Origin of the sequence: Methylorubrum sp. POS3, from assembly GCF_043352485.1 — a bacterium.
Taxonomy (GTDB): Bacteria; Pseudomonadota; Alphaproteobacteria; order Rhizobiales; family Beijerinckiaceae; genus Methylobacterium; species Methylobacterium suomiense.
Genome location: NZ_JAPRBT010000001.1, coordinates 2,989,477 through 3,005,397, shown reverse-complemented (window position 1 = coordinate 3,005,397; position 15,921 = coordinate 2,989,477). Strand labels below are relative to the sequence as shown.

Here is a 15,921-nt window from a genome sequence, read left to right as displayed (position 1 = left end):
ACGGCGTCAAGCCTTGGCCGCCACGGCTTCCTCTTCCGGCGGGGGGGCGGCTGCGGCCTCCTCCCGCCCCTCGCCGAGGGCGGCCAGCGCGAGGCAGAGCAGCGCCACCGGAATGCCGATCAGCGCGGAGGCGACGAAGAACTGGGGGTAGCCGAGCGCGTCCACCATGAAGCCGGAGAAGCCGCCGATGAACTTGCCCGGCAGGGCGTAGAGCGAGGAGAGGAGCGCGTATTGCGTCGCCACGAAGGCCGGCGAGGTCAGGCCCGACATGTAGGCGATGAGGGCCGTGCCGGCGAAGTTGCCCGAGAAGTTGTCGATCGAGATGCTGGCGACGAAGAGCGCCGTATCGTGCCCGCTGACGGCGAGCCAGGCGAACATCAGGTTCGAGGCCGCCGCGACGATCCCGCCGAACAGCAGCGAGGCCTGGATGCCGAAGCGCATCACCGCCCAGCCTCCGGCGAGCGCCCCGGCGAGGCCGACGATCACGCCGTAGACCTTGGTGACGTTGGCGATCTCGACCAGGGAGAAGCCCTGCTCGATGTAGAAGGGCTGGGCCATCACCCCGGAGATGATGTCGGGCAGCCGGTAGAGCATGATCAGCGACAGGATCAGGATCAGGCGTGCGCCCTTGCGGCGGATGAGGTCGCCGAAGGGCTCGACCACGGCGATCCGCAGGGTCTCGCCGACGCCGCGCGGCCCCGCCGCCTGATCCACCGGGTCCTGGCGCGGTGCGGCGAGGCAGCCGACGATGCCGACGAGCATCAGCAGGGCCATGGCCTCGTAGGCCATCTGCCAGCCGTATCCTTGGGCGATGTAGAGGGCGCCGGCTCCGGCGAAGGCCCGGGCGATGGCGTAGCCGAGCTGGTAGCTGCCGAGCATCAGCCCCTGACGTTCCGTGGGGGCCGCGTCGATGCGCCAGCCGTCGACGACGATGTCCTGCGTGGCCGACGCGAAGGCGGTCACGAGCGCGCAGACCACGATGAAGAACAGATCCTCGTTCGGCGCGCCGAAGCTCATGCCGATGAGTCCGGCGATCACCCCGATCTGCGCCAGCAGCATCCAGGCCCGCCGCCGCCCGAGGAGCCGCGCGAGCACCGGCAGATCGACCCGGTCGATCACCGGCGCCCAGATGAACTTCAGCGAGTAGGCGAAGGAGACGTAGGACAGGAGGCCAATGCTGGCCCGCTGGATCCCGGCCGTGGCGAGCCACGCGGAGAGGGTCGAGAACACCAGCAGGATCGGCAGGCCGCAGCCGAAGCCGAGCGCCAGCATCAGGAGGAGGCGGGGATCCTCCACCACGTCCCGGGGCCGCAAGCCCCTCCGGCCCTTCGCTGCCGCCATCACCTACCCCTTCGCCGTTCCACCGGGCCTATGCGCAGGAATCGCGGCGGGCTGAGGGCCACCGGCCACAGCCCGATGGGCTCGCCCCCTTGCGGCGGGCGCGCGAGTTTGGAACTCTTTGCCCATGGCATCCTTGCCGCCCTCGGGATAGGCAAGCTTGACGGAAGCGTGAAGATGTCGCCGGAACGGGAGCGTGCCGGACCCGTTGGGGGGTAGACCGGCCGCCCGCAGGCGGAGTCGAAATTCCCTGGTTCGCGGGCCGCATCGACGCGGCCCACCTGTGTCGGCGTGAGGATGACGGGCTTTCCCACAGAGGTGACGGCGTTCCCGCCCGGTTTCACGGTCGATGTCTTCGCGGCAGCCTTCGAGGCGAGCCCGACGCCGATGGTCGTGACCGATCCCCGGCGGGCGGACAATCCGGTCGTCTGGGTCAACGGCGCCTTCATGGCCCTGACCGGCTATGACCGCGACGAGCTCTACGGGCACAATTGCCGCCGGCTCCAGGGCCCGCTCACCGACCGCTCCACGCTGGACGCCCTGCGCGAGGCGATCACGCAGGGCCGTTCGTTCGAGTGCGAGCTGCTCAATTATCGCAAGGACGGCACATCGTTCTGGAACGGCATGACGGTCAATCCGGTCCGCGATGCCGATGGCGCAATCCTCTACTTCTTCTCGGCCCAGGCCGACATGACCCACAAGCACCGGCTCGAGATCGCCATGCGCGACGCCAACGGCGCGCTGGAGCGGGAAGTGGGCGAGCGCACCGCCGACCTGCGCTCGGCCCTGGAGCAGAAGACGGCGCTGCTCCACGAGGTCGATCACCGGGTCAAGAACAACCTCCAGGTCATTTCCTCGCTGATGCTGCTGAAGGCGCGCCGGACCCCCGAGGGCGAGGCGCGCGACGCGCTCCAGGCGATGGCCGACCGCATCGGTGCCCTCTCGACCGCCCACCGCATGCTCTATTCCGAGGGCGACGCGGCTCGCTTCGATTTCCGCGACTTCACCGACGACCTGATCGCCGACATCGCCGCCGGGCACGAAGCCTGCGGCGCGCGGGTCGAGACGGAGGTGGAAGCGCTGGCCTTGCCCGCGTCCATGGCGGCGCCGCTCGCCCTGATGCTGCACGAACTCGCCAGCAACGCGCTCCGCCACGGCTTTCCCGATGCGCGGACCGGCCGGGTGCGGGTGAGCGCGCGGCGCGCCGATGACGGGATGGAGCTTGCCGTCGAGGATGACGGGATCGGGATGGCGGCGGCCCATCCCAACCCGGCGGGCTTCGGGCGGATGCTGGTCGAGATGGTGGTGCGGCAGCTGCGCGGCACGATCGCGTGGTCGGAGGGGCGTCCCGGGACCCGGGTCGCGATCCGGATACCGCTCGTGGGGAACAGCTTGCCGTGACCCACCGTATCGCGGGCGGCCGCTTCGTGGCATGGAACGAAGGCGGGTCGACGGGGCCGCGAGACGGGTGGGACGGAGGCGCGGGATGCCCGAGGTGAAGCCGGCCTCCGGCGAGGCCCTGCGCATCCTCGTGGTCGAGGATGAGGTGCTGATCGCCCTCGAGCTCGAATGCCTCCTGGAGGATCTCGGCCATGTCAGCGTCGGCGTCGCGGGCGCTTCGGCGGAGGCCATCGCCCTCGGCCGGAGCACGGCGCCGGACGTGGCTCTGGTCGACATCCACCTGACCGACGGACCGACCGGCGTCGAGGTGGCGCGGGCGCTCAGCGCCGACCCGCGCACCACCGTCGTGTTCATGACGGCGAACGCCAAGCGGATCCCGCCGGATTTCGCCGGCGCCGTCGGGGTGATCGCCAAGCCCTATTCCGAGCGCACCGTGGCGAGCGCCCTGGACTACGTCGCCCGCTTCCGCTCCGGCCACGTCCCGTCGACGGAGACGCTCGACGGGTTCTGTCTGGCGCCGGGGACCGCCGGGTAGATCGGCCCGGCGATCGGGGCACGACCCTCGCGTTTCACCGTCAACCCGAGGTGACAGCCCCGAAGCGGCGGCGTCGGGGGACGGTTCCAACGTACCAACGGAGGCGGGTTAGCCTCGGCCGCCCCCCGCCCGCTCCGCCTTCAGCCGGTAGAGCGCATCGAGCGCCTCCCGCGGGGTGAGGCTGTCGGGGTCGATGGTGTCGAGGAGACGCCCCAGCGTGTCGTCGGGCTCCGGCGCCGCGGGCTCCGGCGGGGGCGGAGCGATCTCGCTGAGGCTCGCGAAGAGCGGCAGATCGTCGATCCGGGCGCGGGCCGGTCGCTCGCGCTCGGAGGTTTCCAGGCCCTTGAGGATCGTGCCGGCCCGCGCCACGACGCTCGCCGGCAATCCAGCGAGGCGGGCGACCTGAAGGCCGTAGGAGCGCTCGGCCACGCCCGGAACCACCTCGTGCAGGAACACCACGTCGCCGCGATGCTCGGCGACCTTCAGGGTGGCGTTGTCGAGGCGGGGCAGGCGCTTCGACAGGGCGGTCAGCTCGTGGAAGTGGGTGGCGAACAGCGCCCGGCAGCCGTTCTTCTCGTGCAGGTGCTCCAGGCAGGCCCAGGCGATGGACAGGCCGTCGAAGGTCGCGGTGCCCCGCCCGATCTCGTCGAGCACGACCAGCGAGCGGCGCGTCGCCTGATTGAGGATCGCGGCGGTCTCGACCATCTCGACCATGAAGGTCGAATGGCCCCGCGCGAGGTCGTCCGCCGCGCCGACGCGGGAGAACAGCCGATCGACCAGACCGAGATGGGCGGCGCGGGCCGGCACGAAGGCGCCCATCTGCGCCAGCACGGCGACCAGCGCGTTCTGGCGCAGGAAGGTCGACTTGCCGCCCATGTTCGGGCCGGTGACGAGGCGGATGCGCCCGGCCTCCTCGCCCGAGAGGTCGCAGGCATTGGCGATGAAGGCCTCGCCCGCCTTGCGCAGGGCCGCCTCCACCACCGGATGGCGCCCGCCTTGGATCGCGAAGGCGAGGCTCTCGTCGAGCTGCGGACGGGTCCAATCGAGCTCGACCGCGAGTTCGGCGTGACTTGCCGCCACGTCCAGCGCCGAGAGCGCGTCGGCGATGTCGGCGATCCGATCCGCCTGCTCCATCACCCTTTGGCTCAGCCCGTCGAACACCTGCGCTTCGAGCGCCAGAACCCGGTCGGAGGCGCCCGCGATCTTCGATTCCAGCTCGCCCAGCTCGACGCTGGTGAAGCGCATGGCATCGACCATGGTCTGGCGATGCACGAATTCCCGCATCAGGCCCTTGAGGCAGGCCTCGCCCACCGCCTGCGGCACCTCGATGTAGTAGCCGAGCACGTTGTTGTGCTTGATCCGCAGGGTCCGGCAGCCGGTGGCCTCGGCGTAGCGCGCCTGCAAGGCCGCGATGACCTTCCGCGAGTCTTGGCCGAGCAGCCGGGCCTCGTCGATCTCGGGATGATAGCCTTCGCGCACGAAATTGCCGTCGCGCCGGTGGAGCGGCAGGTCGTCGGCGAGCGCGGCCCCGAGCTCGGTGGCGAGATCCCGATCCGCGGCGTCGAGGCGATGTACGAGGCGGGCGAGGCCCTCGGGCAGCTCGGCCCCGCCGAGGCCCTCGGCGATGGCGAGCGCCGCGTCCAGCCCGCCGCGGAGCGCGGCGAGGTCGCGCGGGCCGGCGCGGCCGAGGCCGAGGCGCGACAGGGCGCGGGCGAGGTCCGGTGCGGCCTTGAGCGCGTCGCGCAAGTGCGCCCGCAGGGAACCGTCCTCGACCAGGAAGGCCACCGCATCGTGCCGCCGCGCGATCTTCTGCAGGCTCGTCAGCGGACCGGCGAGGTGCTCGGCGAGCAGCCGCGCACCGCCCGCCGAGACGGTCCGGTCGATGGCGTCGAGCAGGCTGCCCTTGCGCTCGCCCGACAGCGTGCGGGTGAGTTCGAGATTGGCCCGCGTCGCCGCGTCGATGGCGAGCGTCGCCCCGGACGCCTCGCGGGACGGCGCCGAGAGCGGCACCTTCGCGCCGAACTGCGTGCGCTCGATGTAGAGGAGGGCCGCGCCCGCCGCCGCGATCTCGGCGCGGGAGAAGCTGCCGAAGCCGTCGAGCGTCTTGACGCCGAACTGCTCGCGGATGCGCCGCTCGGCCGAGGCCGGCTCCAGCTCGGCCGCCGCCAGCGGCACCACCGCGGCGCGCGTGTCGCGCCACAGCCGCGCCAGGGCCGGGTCGGCATGGATCGCCTCCGACAGCACGATCTCCCGCGGCTCGTGCCGGGCGATGGCCGCCGCCAGTTCCGCGCCCTCGACCTCGCTCAATGCGAAGCGCCCCGTCGAGATGTCGATGGCGGCGAGGCCGTAGGCCTCGCGGGCGTCCGAGACCTTGCGGCGGCCGATGGCGAGCAGGAGATTGGCGCGGGCCGGATCGAGCAGGCGATCCTCCGTCAGGGTGCCCGGCGTGACGAGGCGGGTCACCTCGCGCCGCACCACCGATTTGGGGCCCCGCTTCTTCGCCTCCGCCGGATCCTCGGTCTGCTGGCAGACCGCGACGCGGTGGCCGAGCGCGATCAGGCGGTGGAGGTAATCGTCGGAGCGCTCCACCGGCACACCGCACATCGGGATGTCGGCGCCGCCGTGCTTGCCGCGCTTCGTCAGCACGATGCCGAGCGCCCGCGAGGCGATCTCGGCGTCCTCGAAGAACAGCTCGTAGAAGTCGCCCATCCGGTAGAACAGCAGGCAGTCCGGATTGGCGGCCTTGATCTCGATGTACTGCGCCATCATCGGCGTGGCGCCGGGCGTGTCGAGCGGCGAGGTCATGGGGGGAGTGACGGGCGAGGAGGTCACCGAATCCGCCGGGCTCGCGCGACGTTCGAGGGCTTTGGGACGCTGGGGACTGGAACGCATGGGGAGGAGGCTAGCAGCCCCACCGCATCGCGGCACCGGAGACGGAAAGCGAACACCGTGGACAAGTGTGCGCTCTCCCCAGGCGGCGCAAGGCGACGGCCCCGCGCATGAAAAACCCGCCGGGCACGAAGCCGGGCGGGCTGTCCGATCCGTCGTCTCGTGGGATCGTCGTCCGTGCGGACGCCGATCCCCGAACTCGCTCAGTAGCGCGGGCCGTTGGTGGTGTTGCCGAGCTGCTGCTGGTAGCCGGGACGCTCCGGGTTGCGGGCGTTCGGGTTGCCGTGGCGCATCGTGTTGTAGCGGCGGGCGCGGCGCTCCATCTTGGTGGTGCGATGGTGGCGGTGATAGCCGCGATGATGGTGCCGGCCGCCATACACCACGGTCTCGACCGCGTCGCCGGCGACGATTCCGGGGGCGGGCATGGCCGGAGCGGCCGAGACCGAGCCGGCGCCGAGGCCGCAGAGCAGCGCACCGGCTGCGAGGGTGAGGGCAATCCGCATAGTCTCTCGTCCGTCCGTGGTTCGTCCGTGCCCGTGCGGCACGTCGAGCCCTCAAGTCGGCGTGAGCGCGGCCGTTCCGCAAACCGGGACGAAATCCAGTAAAAAATGTTTGATAAGGATGATCAGGGGTTAAACGGATTGTTCCGCGGTCCTTGTGCGTGCGGTGACAATGGGTTGCGCGCCGAGCCGAACCGGGTCACCTCCCCGTCGATGCCGACCGACCCCGCCCCTCTTCCGATCGAGGCCGCCCTCCCCGCCCTGCGCGCGGCCCTGGCGGCGCGGAACGCCGCCGTGCTCGTCGCTCCGCCCGGCGCCGGCAAGACCACCCGGGTGCCGCTCGCCCTGCTCGACCAGCCTTGGCTCGGGGACCGGAAGATCATCCTCCTGGAGCCCCGCCGCCTCGCCGCGCGCGGCGCGGCCGAGCGGATGGCGAAGACGTTGGGCGAGCGGGTCGGCGACACGGTGGGCCTCCGGGTGCGGCTGGGTTCGAAGGTTTCGCCCCGCACCCGCATCGAGGTCGTCACCGAGGGCGTGTTCACCCGCATGATCCTCGACGATCCGGAACTTGCCGGCATCGGCGCGGTGCTGTTCGACGAGTTCCACGAGCGATCCCTCGATGCCGATCTCGGCCTCGGCTTCGCCCTCGATGCGCAGGGCGCGCTCCGCGAGGACCTGCGCATCCTGGCGATGTCCGCGACCCTCGACGGCGCGCGGGTGGCGCGGCTCCTCGGCGATGCCCCGGTGATCGAATCCGAGGGCCGGGCCTATCCGGTCGAGACCCGTCATCTCGATCGGGCCGCCAACGAGCGCATCGAGGACGCGATGGCCGGCGCGATCCTGCGGGCGCTCCGGGCCGATCCGGGCTCCCTGCTCGCCTTCCTACCGGGGCAGGCCGAGATCCGACGGACCGCGGAGCGGCTGGACGGGCGCCTGCCCGAAAACACCGATCTCGCACCCCTCTACGGTGCCCTGACTCAGGGCGAGCAGGATCGGGCGGTCGCCCCGGCGGCGCCGGGCCGGCGCAAGGTGGTGCTCGCGACCTCGATCGCCGAAACCTCGCTGACCATCGAGGGCGTGCGCATCGTCGTCGATTCCGGGCTCGCCCGCGTGCCGGTCTACGAGCCCGGCAACGGCATGACCCGCCTCGTCACGGCGCGGGCCTCCCGCGCCTCGGTCGACCAGCGGAGGGGCCGTGCCGGGCGGACCGAGCCGGGGATTTGCTGGCGCCTCTGGCCCGAGGCCGCGACCGCGGCGCTGGAGCCCTTCGCCCGCCCCGAGATCCTGTCGGCCGACCTCGCCGGTCTCGTCCTCGACTGCGCCGCCTGGGGGCTCGCCGACCCGACCGCCCTGCCCTTCCTCGATCCGCCGCCCGCGCCCGCCTTGGCGGAGGCCCGCGCCCTGCTCGCCGATCTCGGTGCGCTGGATGCCGATGGGTGGCTCACCGCCACCGGACGGACCCTGCGGGCCCTGCCGCTGCCGCCGCGGCTCGCCCGGATGGTGGCCCGCGCCGCCGAGGCCGGGCATGCCCGCAGGGCCGCCGACCTCGCCGCCGTGCTGGTGGAGCGCGGCCTCGGGGGCGATGCCGTCGATCTGTCGGAGCGCCTCGACCGGTTCGGGCGCGACCGCGGCGGGCGGGCCGCCGACATGCGCCGCCTCGCCGAGGGCTGGGCGCGCCAGGCCGAGCGCGCCGCCGGGACGCCCCCTCCCGAACCCGATCCGATCCTGGCCGAGCCCGGCGCGCTCCTGGCGCTCGCCTATCCCGACCGGGTCGCCAGGGCGCGCGGTCGCGAGGGCGCGGTGCTGATGGCGAATGGCCGGGCCGGGCTCCTCGACCCGGCGAGCGCCCTCGCCCGCGAGACCTTCCTCGTGGTGGCGGACCTGACCGGCACCGCCGCCAATGCCCGCATCCTCGCCGCCGCCGCCATCGCGCCGCAGGCCATCGACACCCTGTTCGCCGGAGCCATCGCGACCGTGCGCAGCGTCGCCTTCGATCCGCAGGCGCGGGGCTTGCGGGCGCGGGAGAGCCGCCGCCTCGGCGCCCTCAGCCTCGACGAGCGGACGCTTCCCGTCCCGGCCGACGCGGATGCCGCGCGCGCTCTGGCCCGCGGCGTCGCCGGGCTCGGCCTCGAGCGCCTGCCCTGGACGCCGGCGCTGGCGCAGTGGCGCGCCCGCGTACGCTTCCTGCGCGCGGCGCAAGGTGCGGAATGGCCCGACCTCTCGGACGAGGCGCTGGAGGCATCCATCGAGGATTGGCTTGCGCCGGGGATCGTCGGGCGCACCACCCTCGCGGCGATCACCGCCGACGATCTCGGCCAGGCGCTGCACGCGCTGCTCCCCTGGCCCTTGCGCGCCCGGTTGGAGCAGGAGGCGCCGAGCCATGTCGAGGTGCCGACGGGCTCGCGCATCCCGGTCGATTATGAATCCGGCCCCGAGCCGTTCCTGGCGGTCCGCGTGCAGGAGCTGTTCGGCCTCGACCGGCATCCCGCGCTCGGCGGCGGGCGGGTGCCGCTGGTCCTGCACCTGCTCTCGCCGGCCCATCGCCCGATCCAGATCACCCGCGACCTGCCGGGTTTCTGGCGCGGCTCCTGGAGCGCGGTGCGCTCGGAGATGCGCGGGCGCTATCCCCGCCATCCCTGGCCGGAGGATCCCCTGGCCGAGGCGCCGACCCGGCGGGCGAAGCCCAGAGGCGCCTGATCCGGGACGTGACGGCGCCGCCCCGGGCCGGCTACGACGCCATCAAAAGGGAGGACGTGTGGTGATGCGGATGCGCGCGGCGTTGTGTCTGGCCCCGCTGCTGTGGTCGGCTTCGGCCGCGGCGCAGGAGAGGCCTCAGGACAAGCCCCAGGAATTGCCGCAGGGCAGGCCCCTGGTGATCCCGCAGGCCGAGGGCGAGCGGCACGGCAAGGTCTTCGGGCGCGCGCTCGCCTGCGGCGTACCGCGCGAGCGGGTCGATGCGGCGATCACCGCCGGCCGGACTCGGATGCAGGCGGCGGTCGGCCGCGCCCTCACCGACGAGCGCTACCTGCTCTCCCTCGACGACGCCATGCGCCTGGAAACCAGCCTGCCGGCCCCCTCGCCCGCAGCCTGCGAGAAGGGCATCGCGGCCTTCGAGCGCTTTGAGAAGACGGCGCCGTAAGGCACGACATTATCTTCGGTTTACGTCTCGCCCTCATCCTCATCCTGAGGTGCCGCGCAGCGGCCACGAAGGAGGGCTCCAGTTCGCTCAGCGATCCCTGAAGCTCCCCTCGAGGGCGACGCTTCGCGCCGCCACCTCAGGATGAGGGGGATGGGTTGGATGAGGGCGTCCCCGCTCAGGCGAAGCGACCGCCCTTCTGGATCACCTCGATCTTGTAGCCGTCCGGGTCGGTGGCGAAGAAGAAGGTCGCGAGCAGGGTGTCGCCGTGCTTGAGCGTCTTGAGGTCGGTGGCCGGAAAGCCCTCACGCGTGAAGCGGGCGTGCTCGGCCTCGACGTCGTCGACCACGAAGGCGATATGGCCGTAGCCGTCGCCGAGATTGTAGGGCTCGGAGCGATCCTTGTTGACCGTCAGCTCCAGCTCGAACGGCGAGGCCGGGTCGCGCAGGTAGAGCAGGGTGAAGTCCGGGAAATCGAACCGGTCGGCGGGTTCCAGGCCGAAGGCGCGGGAATAGTAGTCGCGCGAGCGCGCCTCGTCGCGGACGCGGATCATGCTGTGAACGGGCTTGGCCATCGGGGCTCTCTTTCGGGGATGATGGGCGGCCAGATGGCGCAGTCCGTCCTCGGGAAAAGGGGGTTTAACCGATCGTCAACCATAGGCGGTGCTTGCTCGCCGCATGTCCCCGAGCGCCCGACAGGCCGATGCCGATCCGCTCCTTCTCCCCGGCGACGCTGCGCTCCGCGCCGCCGCCGAGAGTTGGCGCCGGGCGCTGGCTCAGGAACGGCGCATGGCCGCCAACACCGTCGAGGCCTATGAGCGCGATCTGCGCCAGTTCCTGACCCATCTCGACGCCCGCTCCGGCACGCCGACCATACCGATCCTCATCGCCCTCAAGCCGCGGGACCTGCGCGCCTTCATGGCGGCCCGGCGCGCCGACGACATCTCCGGACGCTCCCTGATGCGGATGCTCGCGGGGCTTCGCTCCTTCGCCCGCCATCTCGAGCGGGAGGGGCACGGCAGCATCGCGGCGCTCGGCGCGGTGCGCCAGCCCAAGGTCGAGCGGCGCCTGCCGCGTCCGCTGCCGGTGACCGCCGCCGTGGCGATGACCTTGCCCGAGACCCGCCCCGATGCGACGCGGGAGCCCTGGGTGCTGGCCCGCGACGCGGCGGTGATCGCCCTCCTCTACGGTTCGGGCCTGCGCATCTCCGAGGCCCTGGGATTGTCCGCCCGCGACGCGCCGGTGCCGGGGATCGACGCGGTGCGGGTGATCGGCAAGGGCGGCAAGGTCCGCGACGTGCCGGTGCTGCCGGCCGTGTCGGCGGCCGTGGCCGATTATCTCGCCCTCTGCCCGCACCCGCTCGATCCGGAGGGCCCGCTCTTCGTCGGAACGAAGGGCGGCCCGCTCTCGCCGCGGATCGTGCAATACGCCGTCGCGGGCCTGCGCGGCGCCCTTGGCCTGCCGGAGAGCGCGACGCCGCATGCCCTGCGACATTCCTTCGCGACCCATCTCCTGGCCCGCCAGGGGGAACTGCGCGCGATCCAGGAATTGCTCGGCCATGCCTCGCTCTCGACGACGCAGCTCTACACGAAGGTCGATGCGGCGCGCCTGATGAGTGCCTTCGACGCGGCCCATCCCCGTGCCGGACGGTTGGCCGGCACGACAAACCCGTGAGGCTGTCGCATTCACGGACCGAATTCACCTTGGTCTTGCCGCGATTGAGTGGCGGACTGTGCTCCAGCCGGCGGTCGAGGCCGCCCGAGTCGCTCAAGGAAACAACCGATGCGCGTCAGCGGAATCTGCGTGGCGATCCTGCCGGTCCTCGCCGTCCTGGCCGTCACGGCCGTCGTGAAGACGGTGCTTCTCCCCGTCACCGCCCTCAAGGGCGCCCTCGCCCGCGGACGTACCGCGCGGGCCTGACATCCTCCGCGCCGGATCGTCCGGCGCAGCCGCGCACCCGGCGCGGCGACCGTTCGACGGCCCGTCCCCCCTCGTCCTGCCGGCAGGATGAGGGGGCGGGCTTTCGTCACCATCAAGCGGACCGGGCTGCGGTCCGCGCCCCCCGGCCCGCCAGACTCACCGCGAAGGCGACCGCGAGGTTCAGCGCGAGGGCCACGACGCCCGCGTTGAGATCCTGGATCGGCCCCGGCAGACCCGGAAACAGCTTCGCCAGCGTGTAGCCGCCGACCACCGTCACGGAGACGACGGCGACGCCCGCGAGAATTCCCGCGATGGCGCCGGCCTTCGTCAGCGGGTTCTTGCGCCACAGGCTGAAGAAGAAGGCCGGAAACAGCTGCGTGACGACGGCGTAGCCGATCAGCAGCAGCTGCACGATCGTCTCGCCGCCGTAGAGGGTGAAACCGACGCAGGCGAGGGCGAGCACCGGCGCCATGATCTTGGCGAGGCGCCCGGTCGAGGCATCGGTGGCGTCCTTGGCCAGCGGCCGGTAGAGGTTCTGGGCGATGAGGGTCGCCCCCGCGATCAGGATCATCGAGCCCGGCACCAGGGCGGTCAGCACCCCGGTGGCACCGATGACCCCGACGAACCACGGCGGGAAGGTCTCGAGCGCGATCTTGAACAGCGACAGGTCGACGTCGGGGCCGGTCAGGCCCGGCACCTGCAGCACCGCACTGAACCCGGCGAAGAACACGAACAGCAGCATCAGCTGGTAGAGCGGCAGGAACACTGCGTTGCGCCGGAAGGTGCGCGCGTCGCTCGCGGTGTAGATCGAGGCGAAGATGTGCGGAAACATCCAGCCGCCGAGCGCCGTCAGCACCGTGGTCGAGGCGAACCACGTCGCGCTCTGGCCCCGCTCGGGCAGGGCGAGGAAGCCGGGCTTGGCCTGATCGATCGCCGTAAACATCGGGCCGATGCCGCCGTAATAATGGTAGGGCAGGTACAGGCCCAGGAAGACCACCACGGCGAGGATGAGGATGTCCTTGACCACCGCGGTCCAGGCCGAGCCGCGGATGCCCGACACCATCACGTAGACGGTGACCGCCGCCGCCCCGATCCAGATCGCAAGCGTCGGCGGGATCGCGCCGTAGGAGGCGGTCGAGACGATGATGCCGAGCCCCTTGAGCTGGAGCACCATGTAGGGAACCAAAGCCACGAGGCCGACCAGGGCGACGAGGAAGCCGAGCGGCTTGCTGTCGTAGCGGGCGGCGAAATAATCGGGCTGCGAGAACAGGTTGTGCCGCTTGGCGAAGGCCCAGGCCGGCGGAAGCAGCCAGTAGGAGATCACGTAGATCAGCGTGAGGTAGCAGAGGATGTAGTAGGTCGGCCCGCCCTTGCCGTAGGCCCAGCCCGAGCCGCCGAGGAAGGTGAAGGTGGTGTAGATCTCACCCGCCATCAGCAGGAAGACCAGCAGGGTGCCGAAGCCGCGCTTGCCGACGCTCCACTGCTCCATGTCCATGTCGTGGCCTGCGCGGGCCCAGAGGCCGAGGCCGAGAGCCACCGCGAAGGCGAGGGCGATGACGGGAAGCGCCGCGTTCATGCGCCGTCCCCGGAATCGCGGTTGGCCGGATCGGTGAGGTAGATCAGCGCCATGATGGCCGAGGTCGCCACCGTGCAGGCGACGAGCCAGGCGAGCAGCAGCGGCATGCCGAGCACCATCGGCTCGACCCGGTTGAGGAAGTAGGGGCCGAGCAGCATGCCCGCGGGCGGCAGCAGGGCGAGCCATCGCATAGCCGTCACGGGCCGACCCTCCCCGGCTCGGAGGGGACGGATCCCCGCACGGGTCGCAAGGCATCTCCCGAGATGCCCCCCAAGGCGTGTCGCGTCATGCTCTCCCCATCGGCTCCCGGCGGGACCATGAGGCAGAAACCGCGCCAGGGCGAGAGGAAGGATCTTCTGTTTCCCCAAGCGCCACGCGGCATCTCGCGGAGCGTCCACGCGAATTCACCGTGGCTCGGCGCCCCCGGTGGGCGTCAGGCCGCCGCCTTGCGCCCCTCCAGGAGCCCCGGCAGTGCGCGCAGGTTCAGCGGCTTGGCGAGAAAGCCGTCGAAGCCCGCCGCATGGGCCGCATCCATATCCTCGCGGCCGGTATTGGCCGTGAGCGCCACCAGGTGGAGAGGCTCGGCTCCGGTCTCCGCCTCGCGGGCGCGGAGGTGCCGGGCGGTCTCCAGGCCGTCGAGGCCGGGCATGCGGATGTCGATCAGCGCGAGGTCGAAAGGCGCCTCGGCGGCCGCGAGCGCCAGCGCCTCCATGCCGTCGCGGGCGAGCGTCACCTGCGCCCCGAGCCGCTCCAGGGCCTTGGTGGCCAGCAGCGCGTTGATCGGATTGTCCTCGGCGAGCAGCACCCGGCGGCCCGCGCCCCCGGCGGAGGCCGAGACGATGCTTTGGCCGGAACCTTGGCCGGTGCTCGCGACCGGAGCGTCGGTGCGGACGAGGGCGACCGGTCGGGGGGGAGATCCGGCGGTCGCAGGGGCTTCCGCGGGGGGCGCTCCCGGCTCCAGCAGGCGGTCGAACAGGGAGCGGGCGCGCACCGGCTTGATCAGGTAGCCGTCGAAACCCGCCGCGTTCACCGCGCCGAATTCGCGCCGGTCGAAGGGCGAGAGCAGGATCAGGCGGGCGCGCACGCCGCAGCGCCCGGCCTCCGCCGCCAGGGCCCGCACGGGGGCGTCGCCGAGCCAGCGGTCGGCGATGACCGCATCGAAGGAGGCCGCCGCCAGGGCGTCGAGCCCGGCCTCGACGCTGCCGACCACCACCGCCGCCGCGCCGGAGCGGGTCAGGCGGCGGGCGAGATAGGGCGCCTGGAACGGGGAATCCGCCACGATCAGCACGCGCCGGGCTTGGAGCGGAGGCGTGGTGGCCGAAGCGGCGGCGCCCTCCGGTGCGGGAAGCGGCAGAACGACCCGGAAGGTGGAGCCGCGCCCGAGGGTCGAGCGCGCCTCGATCGTCCCGTTCATCCGCTCGACCAGGCGGCGCGTGATGGCGAGCCCCAGGCCCGTACCCTCGTGACGGCGGCTGGCGCTGCCGTCGCCCTGCTCGAACTCCTCGAACAGGATCGGGATGCGGTCCTCGGCCATGCCCGGACCGGTATCCTCGATGGTGAGCGCGATCCCCTCCCCTTCGCGGGTCAGGCTCACGCCGACGCCGCCGGCCTGGGTGAACTTCACGGCGTTGCCGGCGAGGTTGAGCAGGATCTGGCGCACCCGGTCGGCATCGCCGACCCGCAGGGGCACGAGGTCGTCGGCGATGTCGAGGGCGATCTCCAGGCCCTTGTCCTGGGCGCGCGGCGCCAGGAGTTCCACCACGCCCTCGACGAGGAGCGCGGCGTCGAACGGCTCGGCGGCGAGGTCGAGCCGTCCGGACTCGATCCGCGAGAAATCGAGGATGCCGTCGACCAGCGTCAGCAGGGCCTTCCCGCTGGTGCGCAGCGCCTCGACATAGGTGCGCTGCTCGGGGTCGAGGGAGGTGTCGAGCAGGAGGTCGGCCATCCCGAGGATGCCGTTGAGCGGCGTGCGGAACTCGTGGCTGACGGTCGCCAGGAAGCGGGATTTCGCGACGTTGGCGGCCTCGGCGCGGCTCCGGGCCTCGTCGAGCGAGCGCACCGCCTCGACCCGCTCGGTGACGTCGCTGCCGGCGCGGAGCCAGTTCGGGCCGCCCTCGCTGCCCGCGGCGGGCAGCTCGACGAAGGAGAACCAGCGCGGCTTGCCGTCGACCGGGACGAGCCGCTCCTCCACCTGCCGCACGCCGTCGGGGCGCACCTGCACCGGGCCGCGCTCCAGCACCTGGGGCGTCAGCGTCGAACCGATCAGATCGAGCGGCTGGGTCCCGAGCAGGGCGGCGAACCCCTCGCTCGCGAAGGTGATCCGCCCCTGCCCGTCGCGCTGGACCACCGCCTGGGTGGTGGCCTCGACGAGCACCCGGTAGCGCTCCTCGCTCTCGGCGACCTGCCAGAGCCGGTCCTGCAGGGATTCCGACGGAAAGGCCGTCACCGGCGTCGCACGCCGCCGCCACCCCGCGACGATCAGACCCGCGAGCCCGACGACGGCACTCAGGCCCATGATGGTCAGCGCGAGGTTCATCGCTCGGTACGCCGCTCCTGGGCCGCCGGATGTGGCGGCCGGTCGGTGGCGACCCTGACAGGCGCGCGTGAAGTCGGACTTGAGAAAGGCG

At 72.0% G+C, this 15,921-nt stretch carries 13 protein-coding genes; 6 read left to right on the top strand and 7 right to left on the bottom strand.

Annotated features, from left to right (window positions below; all coding sequences use genetic code 11):
- Positions 1-6: 6 nt before the first annotated feature.
- Positions 7-1,341 carry an AmpG family muropeptide MFS transporter gene (locus OWC43_RS13935; RefSeq protein ID WP_378781657.1) on the bottom strand — a complete coding sequence of 445 codons (1,335 nt, stop codon included), beginning with the start codon at positions 1,339-1,341 and terminating at the stop codon, positions 7-9.
- A gap of 294 nt (positions 1,342-1,635) precedes the next feature.
- On the opposite strand from OWC43_RS13935, the gene OWC43_RS13930 reads away from it, so the two are divergent.
- Together OWC43_RS13930 and OWC43_RS13925 are read left to right on the top strand one after the other, a co-directional pair.
- Complete coding sequence (locus tag OWC43_RS13930; protein WP_393957080.1) at positions 1,636-2,739, top strand: histidine kinase dimerization/phosphoacceptor domain -containing protein; 1,104 nt, start codon at positions 1,636-1,638, stop codon at positions 2,737-2,739.
- 85 nt (positions 2,740-2,824) lie between these two features.
- A complete protein-coding gene (locus OWC43_RS13925) occupies positions 2,825-3,274 on the top strand; it encodes a response regulator (RefSeq protein ID WP_393957079.1) in 450 nt (149 codons plus the stop codon).
- 108 nt (positions 3,275-3,382) lie between these two features.
- Here OWC43_RS13925 and mutS read toward each other — a convergent pair whose 3' ends face one another.
- Together mutS and OWC43_RS13915 are read right to left on the bottom strand one after the other, a co-directional pair.
- A complete protein-coding gene (gene mutS, locus OWC43_RS13920; RefSeq protein ID WP_393957078.1) occupies positions 3,383-6,166 on the bottom strand; it encodes a DNA mismatch repair protein MutS in 2,784 nt (927 codons plus the stop codon).
- Between the two features lie 200 nt (positions 6,167-6,366).
- Positions 6,367-6,666, bottom strand: a complete 300-nt coding sequence (locus OWC43_RS13915; protein ID WP_393957077.1) for a hypothetical protein — start codon at positions 6,664-6,666, stop codon at positions 6,367-6,369.
- 210 nt (positions 6,667-6,876) lie between these two features.
- Here OWC43_RS13915 and hrpB point away from each other — a divergent pair, with 210 nt between their 5' ends.
- Both hrpB and OWC43_RS13905 read left to right on the top strand, forming a co-directional pair.
- Positions 6,877-9,360 (top strand): ATP-dependent helicase HrpB, encoded by a 2,484-nt coding sequence (gene hrpB, locus OWC43_RS13910; protein WP_393957076.1) that lies wholly within the window; start codon positions 6,877-6,879, stop codon positions 9,358-9,360.
- A 64-nt stretch (positions 9,361-9,424) separates the two neighbouring features.
- On the top strand, positions 9,425-9,802 hold the full coding sequence (locus OWC43_RS13905) for a hypothetical protein (RefSeq protein ID WP_137828698.1): 378 nt from the start codon (positions 9,425-9,427) through the stop codon (positions 9,800-9,802).
- Positions 9,803-9,977: 175 nt separating this feature from the next.
- Here the strand turns inward: OWC43_RS13905 and OWC43_RS13900 are convergent, their stop codons facing one another.
- Entirely contained in the window at positions 9,978-10,373 is a 396-nt protein-coding gene (locus OWC43_RS13900; RefSeq protein ID WP_393957075.1) for a VOC family protein, read from the bottom strand.
- Positions 10,374-10,476: 103 nt separating this feature from the next.
- Here OWC43_RS13900 and OWC43_RS13895 point away from each other — a divergent pair, with 103 nt between their 5' ends.
- Both OWC43_RS13895 and OWC43_RS13890 read left to right on the top strand, forming a co-directional pair.
- The gene (locus OWC43_RS13895; RefSeq protein ID WP_393957074.1) at positions 10,477-11,472 is read left to right on the top strand and encodes a tyrosine recombinase XerC; all 996 of its coding nucleotides are present in this window, start codon (positions 10,477-10,479) and stop codon (positions 11,470-11,472) included.
- A gap of 108 nt (positions 11,473-11,580) precedes the next feature.
- A complete protein-coding gene (locus tag OWC43_RS13890) occupies positions 11,581-11,718 on the top strand; it encodes a hypothetical protein (protein ID WP_171015435.1) in 138 nt (45 codons plus the stop codon).
- A gap of 112 nt (positions 11,719-11,830) precedes the next feature.
- Here the strand turns inward: OWC43_RS13890 and OWC43_RS13885 are convergent, their stop codons facing one another.
- The 3 genes from OWC43_RS13885 to OWC43_RS13875 form a co-directional block, all read right to left on the bottom strand.
- Positions 11,831-13,294 (bottom strand): sodium:solute symporter, encoded by a 1,464-nt coding sequence (locus tag OWC43_RS13885; RefSeq protein WP_393957073.1) that lies wholly within the window; start codon positions 13,292-13,294, stop codon positions 11,831-11,833.
- Entirely contained in the window at positions 13,291-13,494 is a 204-nt protein-coding gene (locus OWC43_RS13880; RefSeq protein ID WP_393957072.1) for a DUF3311 domain-containing protein, read from the bottom strand. Before OWC43_RS13880 ends, OWC43_RS13885 begins: the two co-directional genes overlap by 4 nt.
- Positions 13,495-13,727: 233 nt before the next feature.
- Positions 13,728-15,830: an ATP-binding protein gene (locus OWC43_RS13875; protein ID WP_393957071.1), complete on the bottom strand. Its 2,103-nt coding sequence runs from the start codon at positions 15,828-15,830 to the stop codon at positions 13,728-13,730.
- Between the last annotated feature and the right edge of the window lie 91 nt (positions 15,831-15,921).

Coding starts and splice junctions, on each gene's coding strand:
- OWC43_RS13935 (WP_378781657.1), bottom strand. CDS start 1,341: ATGGCGGCAGCGAAGGGCCGGAGGGGCTTGCGGCCCCGGGACGTGGTG.
- OWC43_RS13930 (WP_393957080.1), top strand. CDS start 1,636: ATGACGGGCTTTCCCACAGAGGTGACGGCGTTCCCGCCCGGTTTCACG.
- OWC43_RS13925 (WP_393957079.1), top strand. CDS start 2,825: ATGCCCGAGGTGAAGCCGGCCTCCGGCGAGGCCCTGCGCATCCTCGTG.
- mutS (WP_393957078.1), bottom strand. CDS start 6,166: ATGCGTTCCAGTCCCCAGCGTCCCAAAGCCCTCGAACGTCGCGCGAGC.
- OWC43_RS13915 (WP_393957077.1), bottom strand. CDS start 6,666: ATGCGGATTGCCCTCACCCTCGCAGCCGGTGCGCTGCTCTGCGGCCTC.
- hrpB (WP_393957076.1), top strand. CDS start 6,877: ATGCCGACCGACCCCGCCCCTCTTCCGATCGAGGCCGCCCTCCCCGCC.
- OWC43_RS13905 (WP_137828698.1), top strand. CDS start 9,425: ATGCGGATGCGCGCGGCGTTGTGTCTGGCCCCGCTGCTGTGGTCGGCT.
- OWC43_RS13900 (WP_393957075.1), bottom strand. CDS start 10,373: ATGGCCAAGCCCGTTCACAGCATGATCCGCGTCCGCGACGAGGCGCGC.
- OWC43_RS13895 (WP_393957074.1), top strand. CDS start 10,477: ATGTCCCCGAGCGCCCGACAGGCCGATGCCGATCCGCTCCTTCTCCCC.
- OWC43_RS13890 (WP_171015435.1), top strand. CDS start 11,581: ATGCGCGTCAGCGGAATCTGCGTGGCGATCCTGCCGGTCCTCGCCGTC.
- OWC43_RS13885 (WP_393957073.1), bottom strand. CDS start 13,294: ATGAACGCGGCGCTTCCCGTCATCGCCCTCGCCTTCGCGGTGGCTCTC.
- OWC43_RS13875 (WP_393957071.1), bottom strand. CDS start 15,830: ATGAACCTCGCGCTGACCATCATGGGCCTGAGTGCCGTCGTCGGGCTC.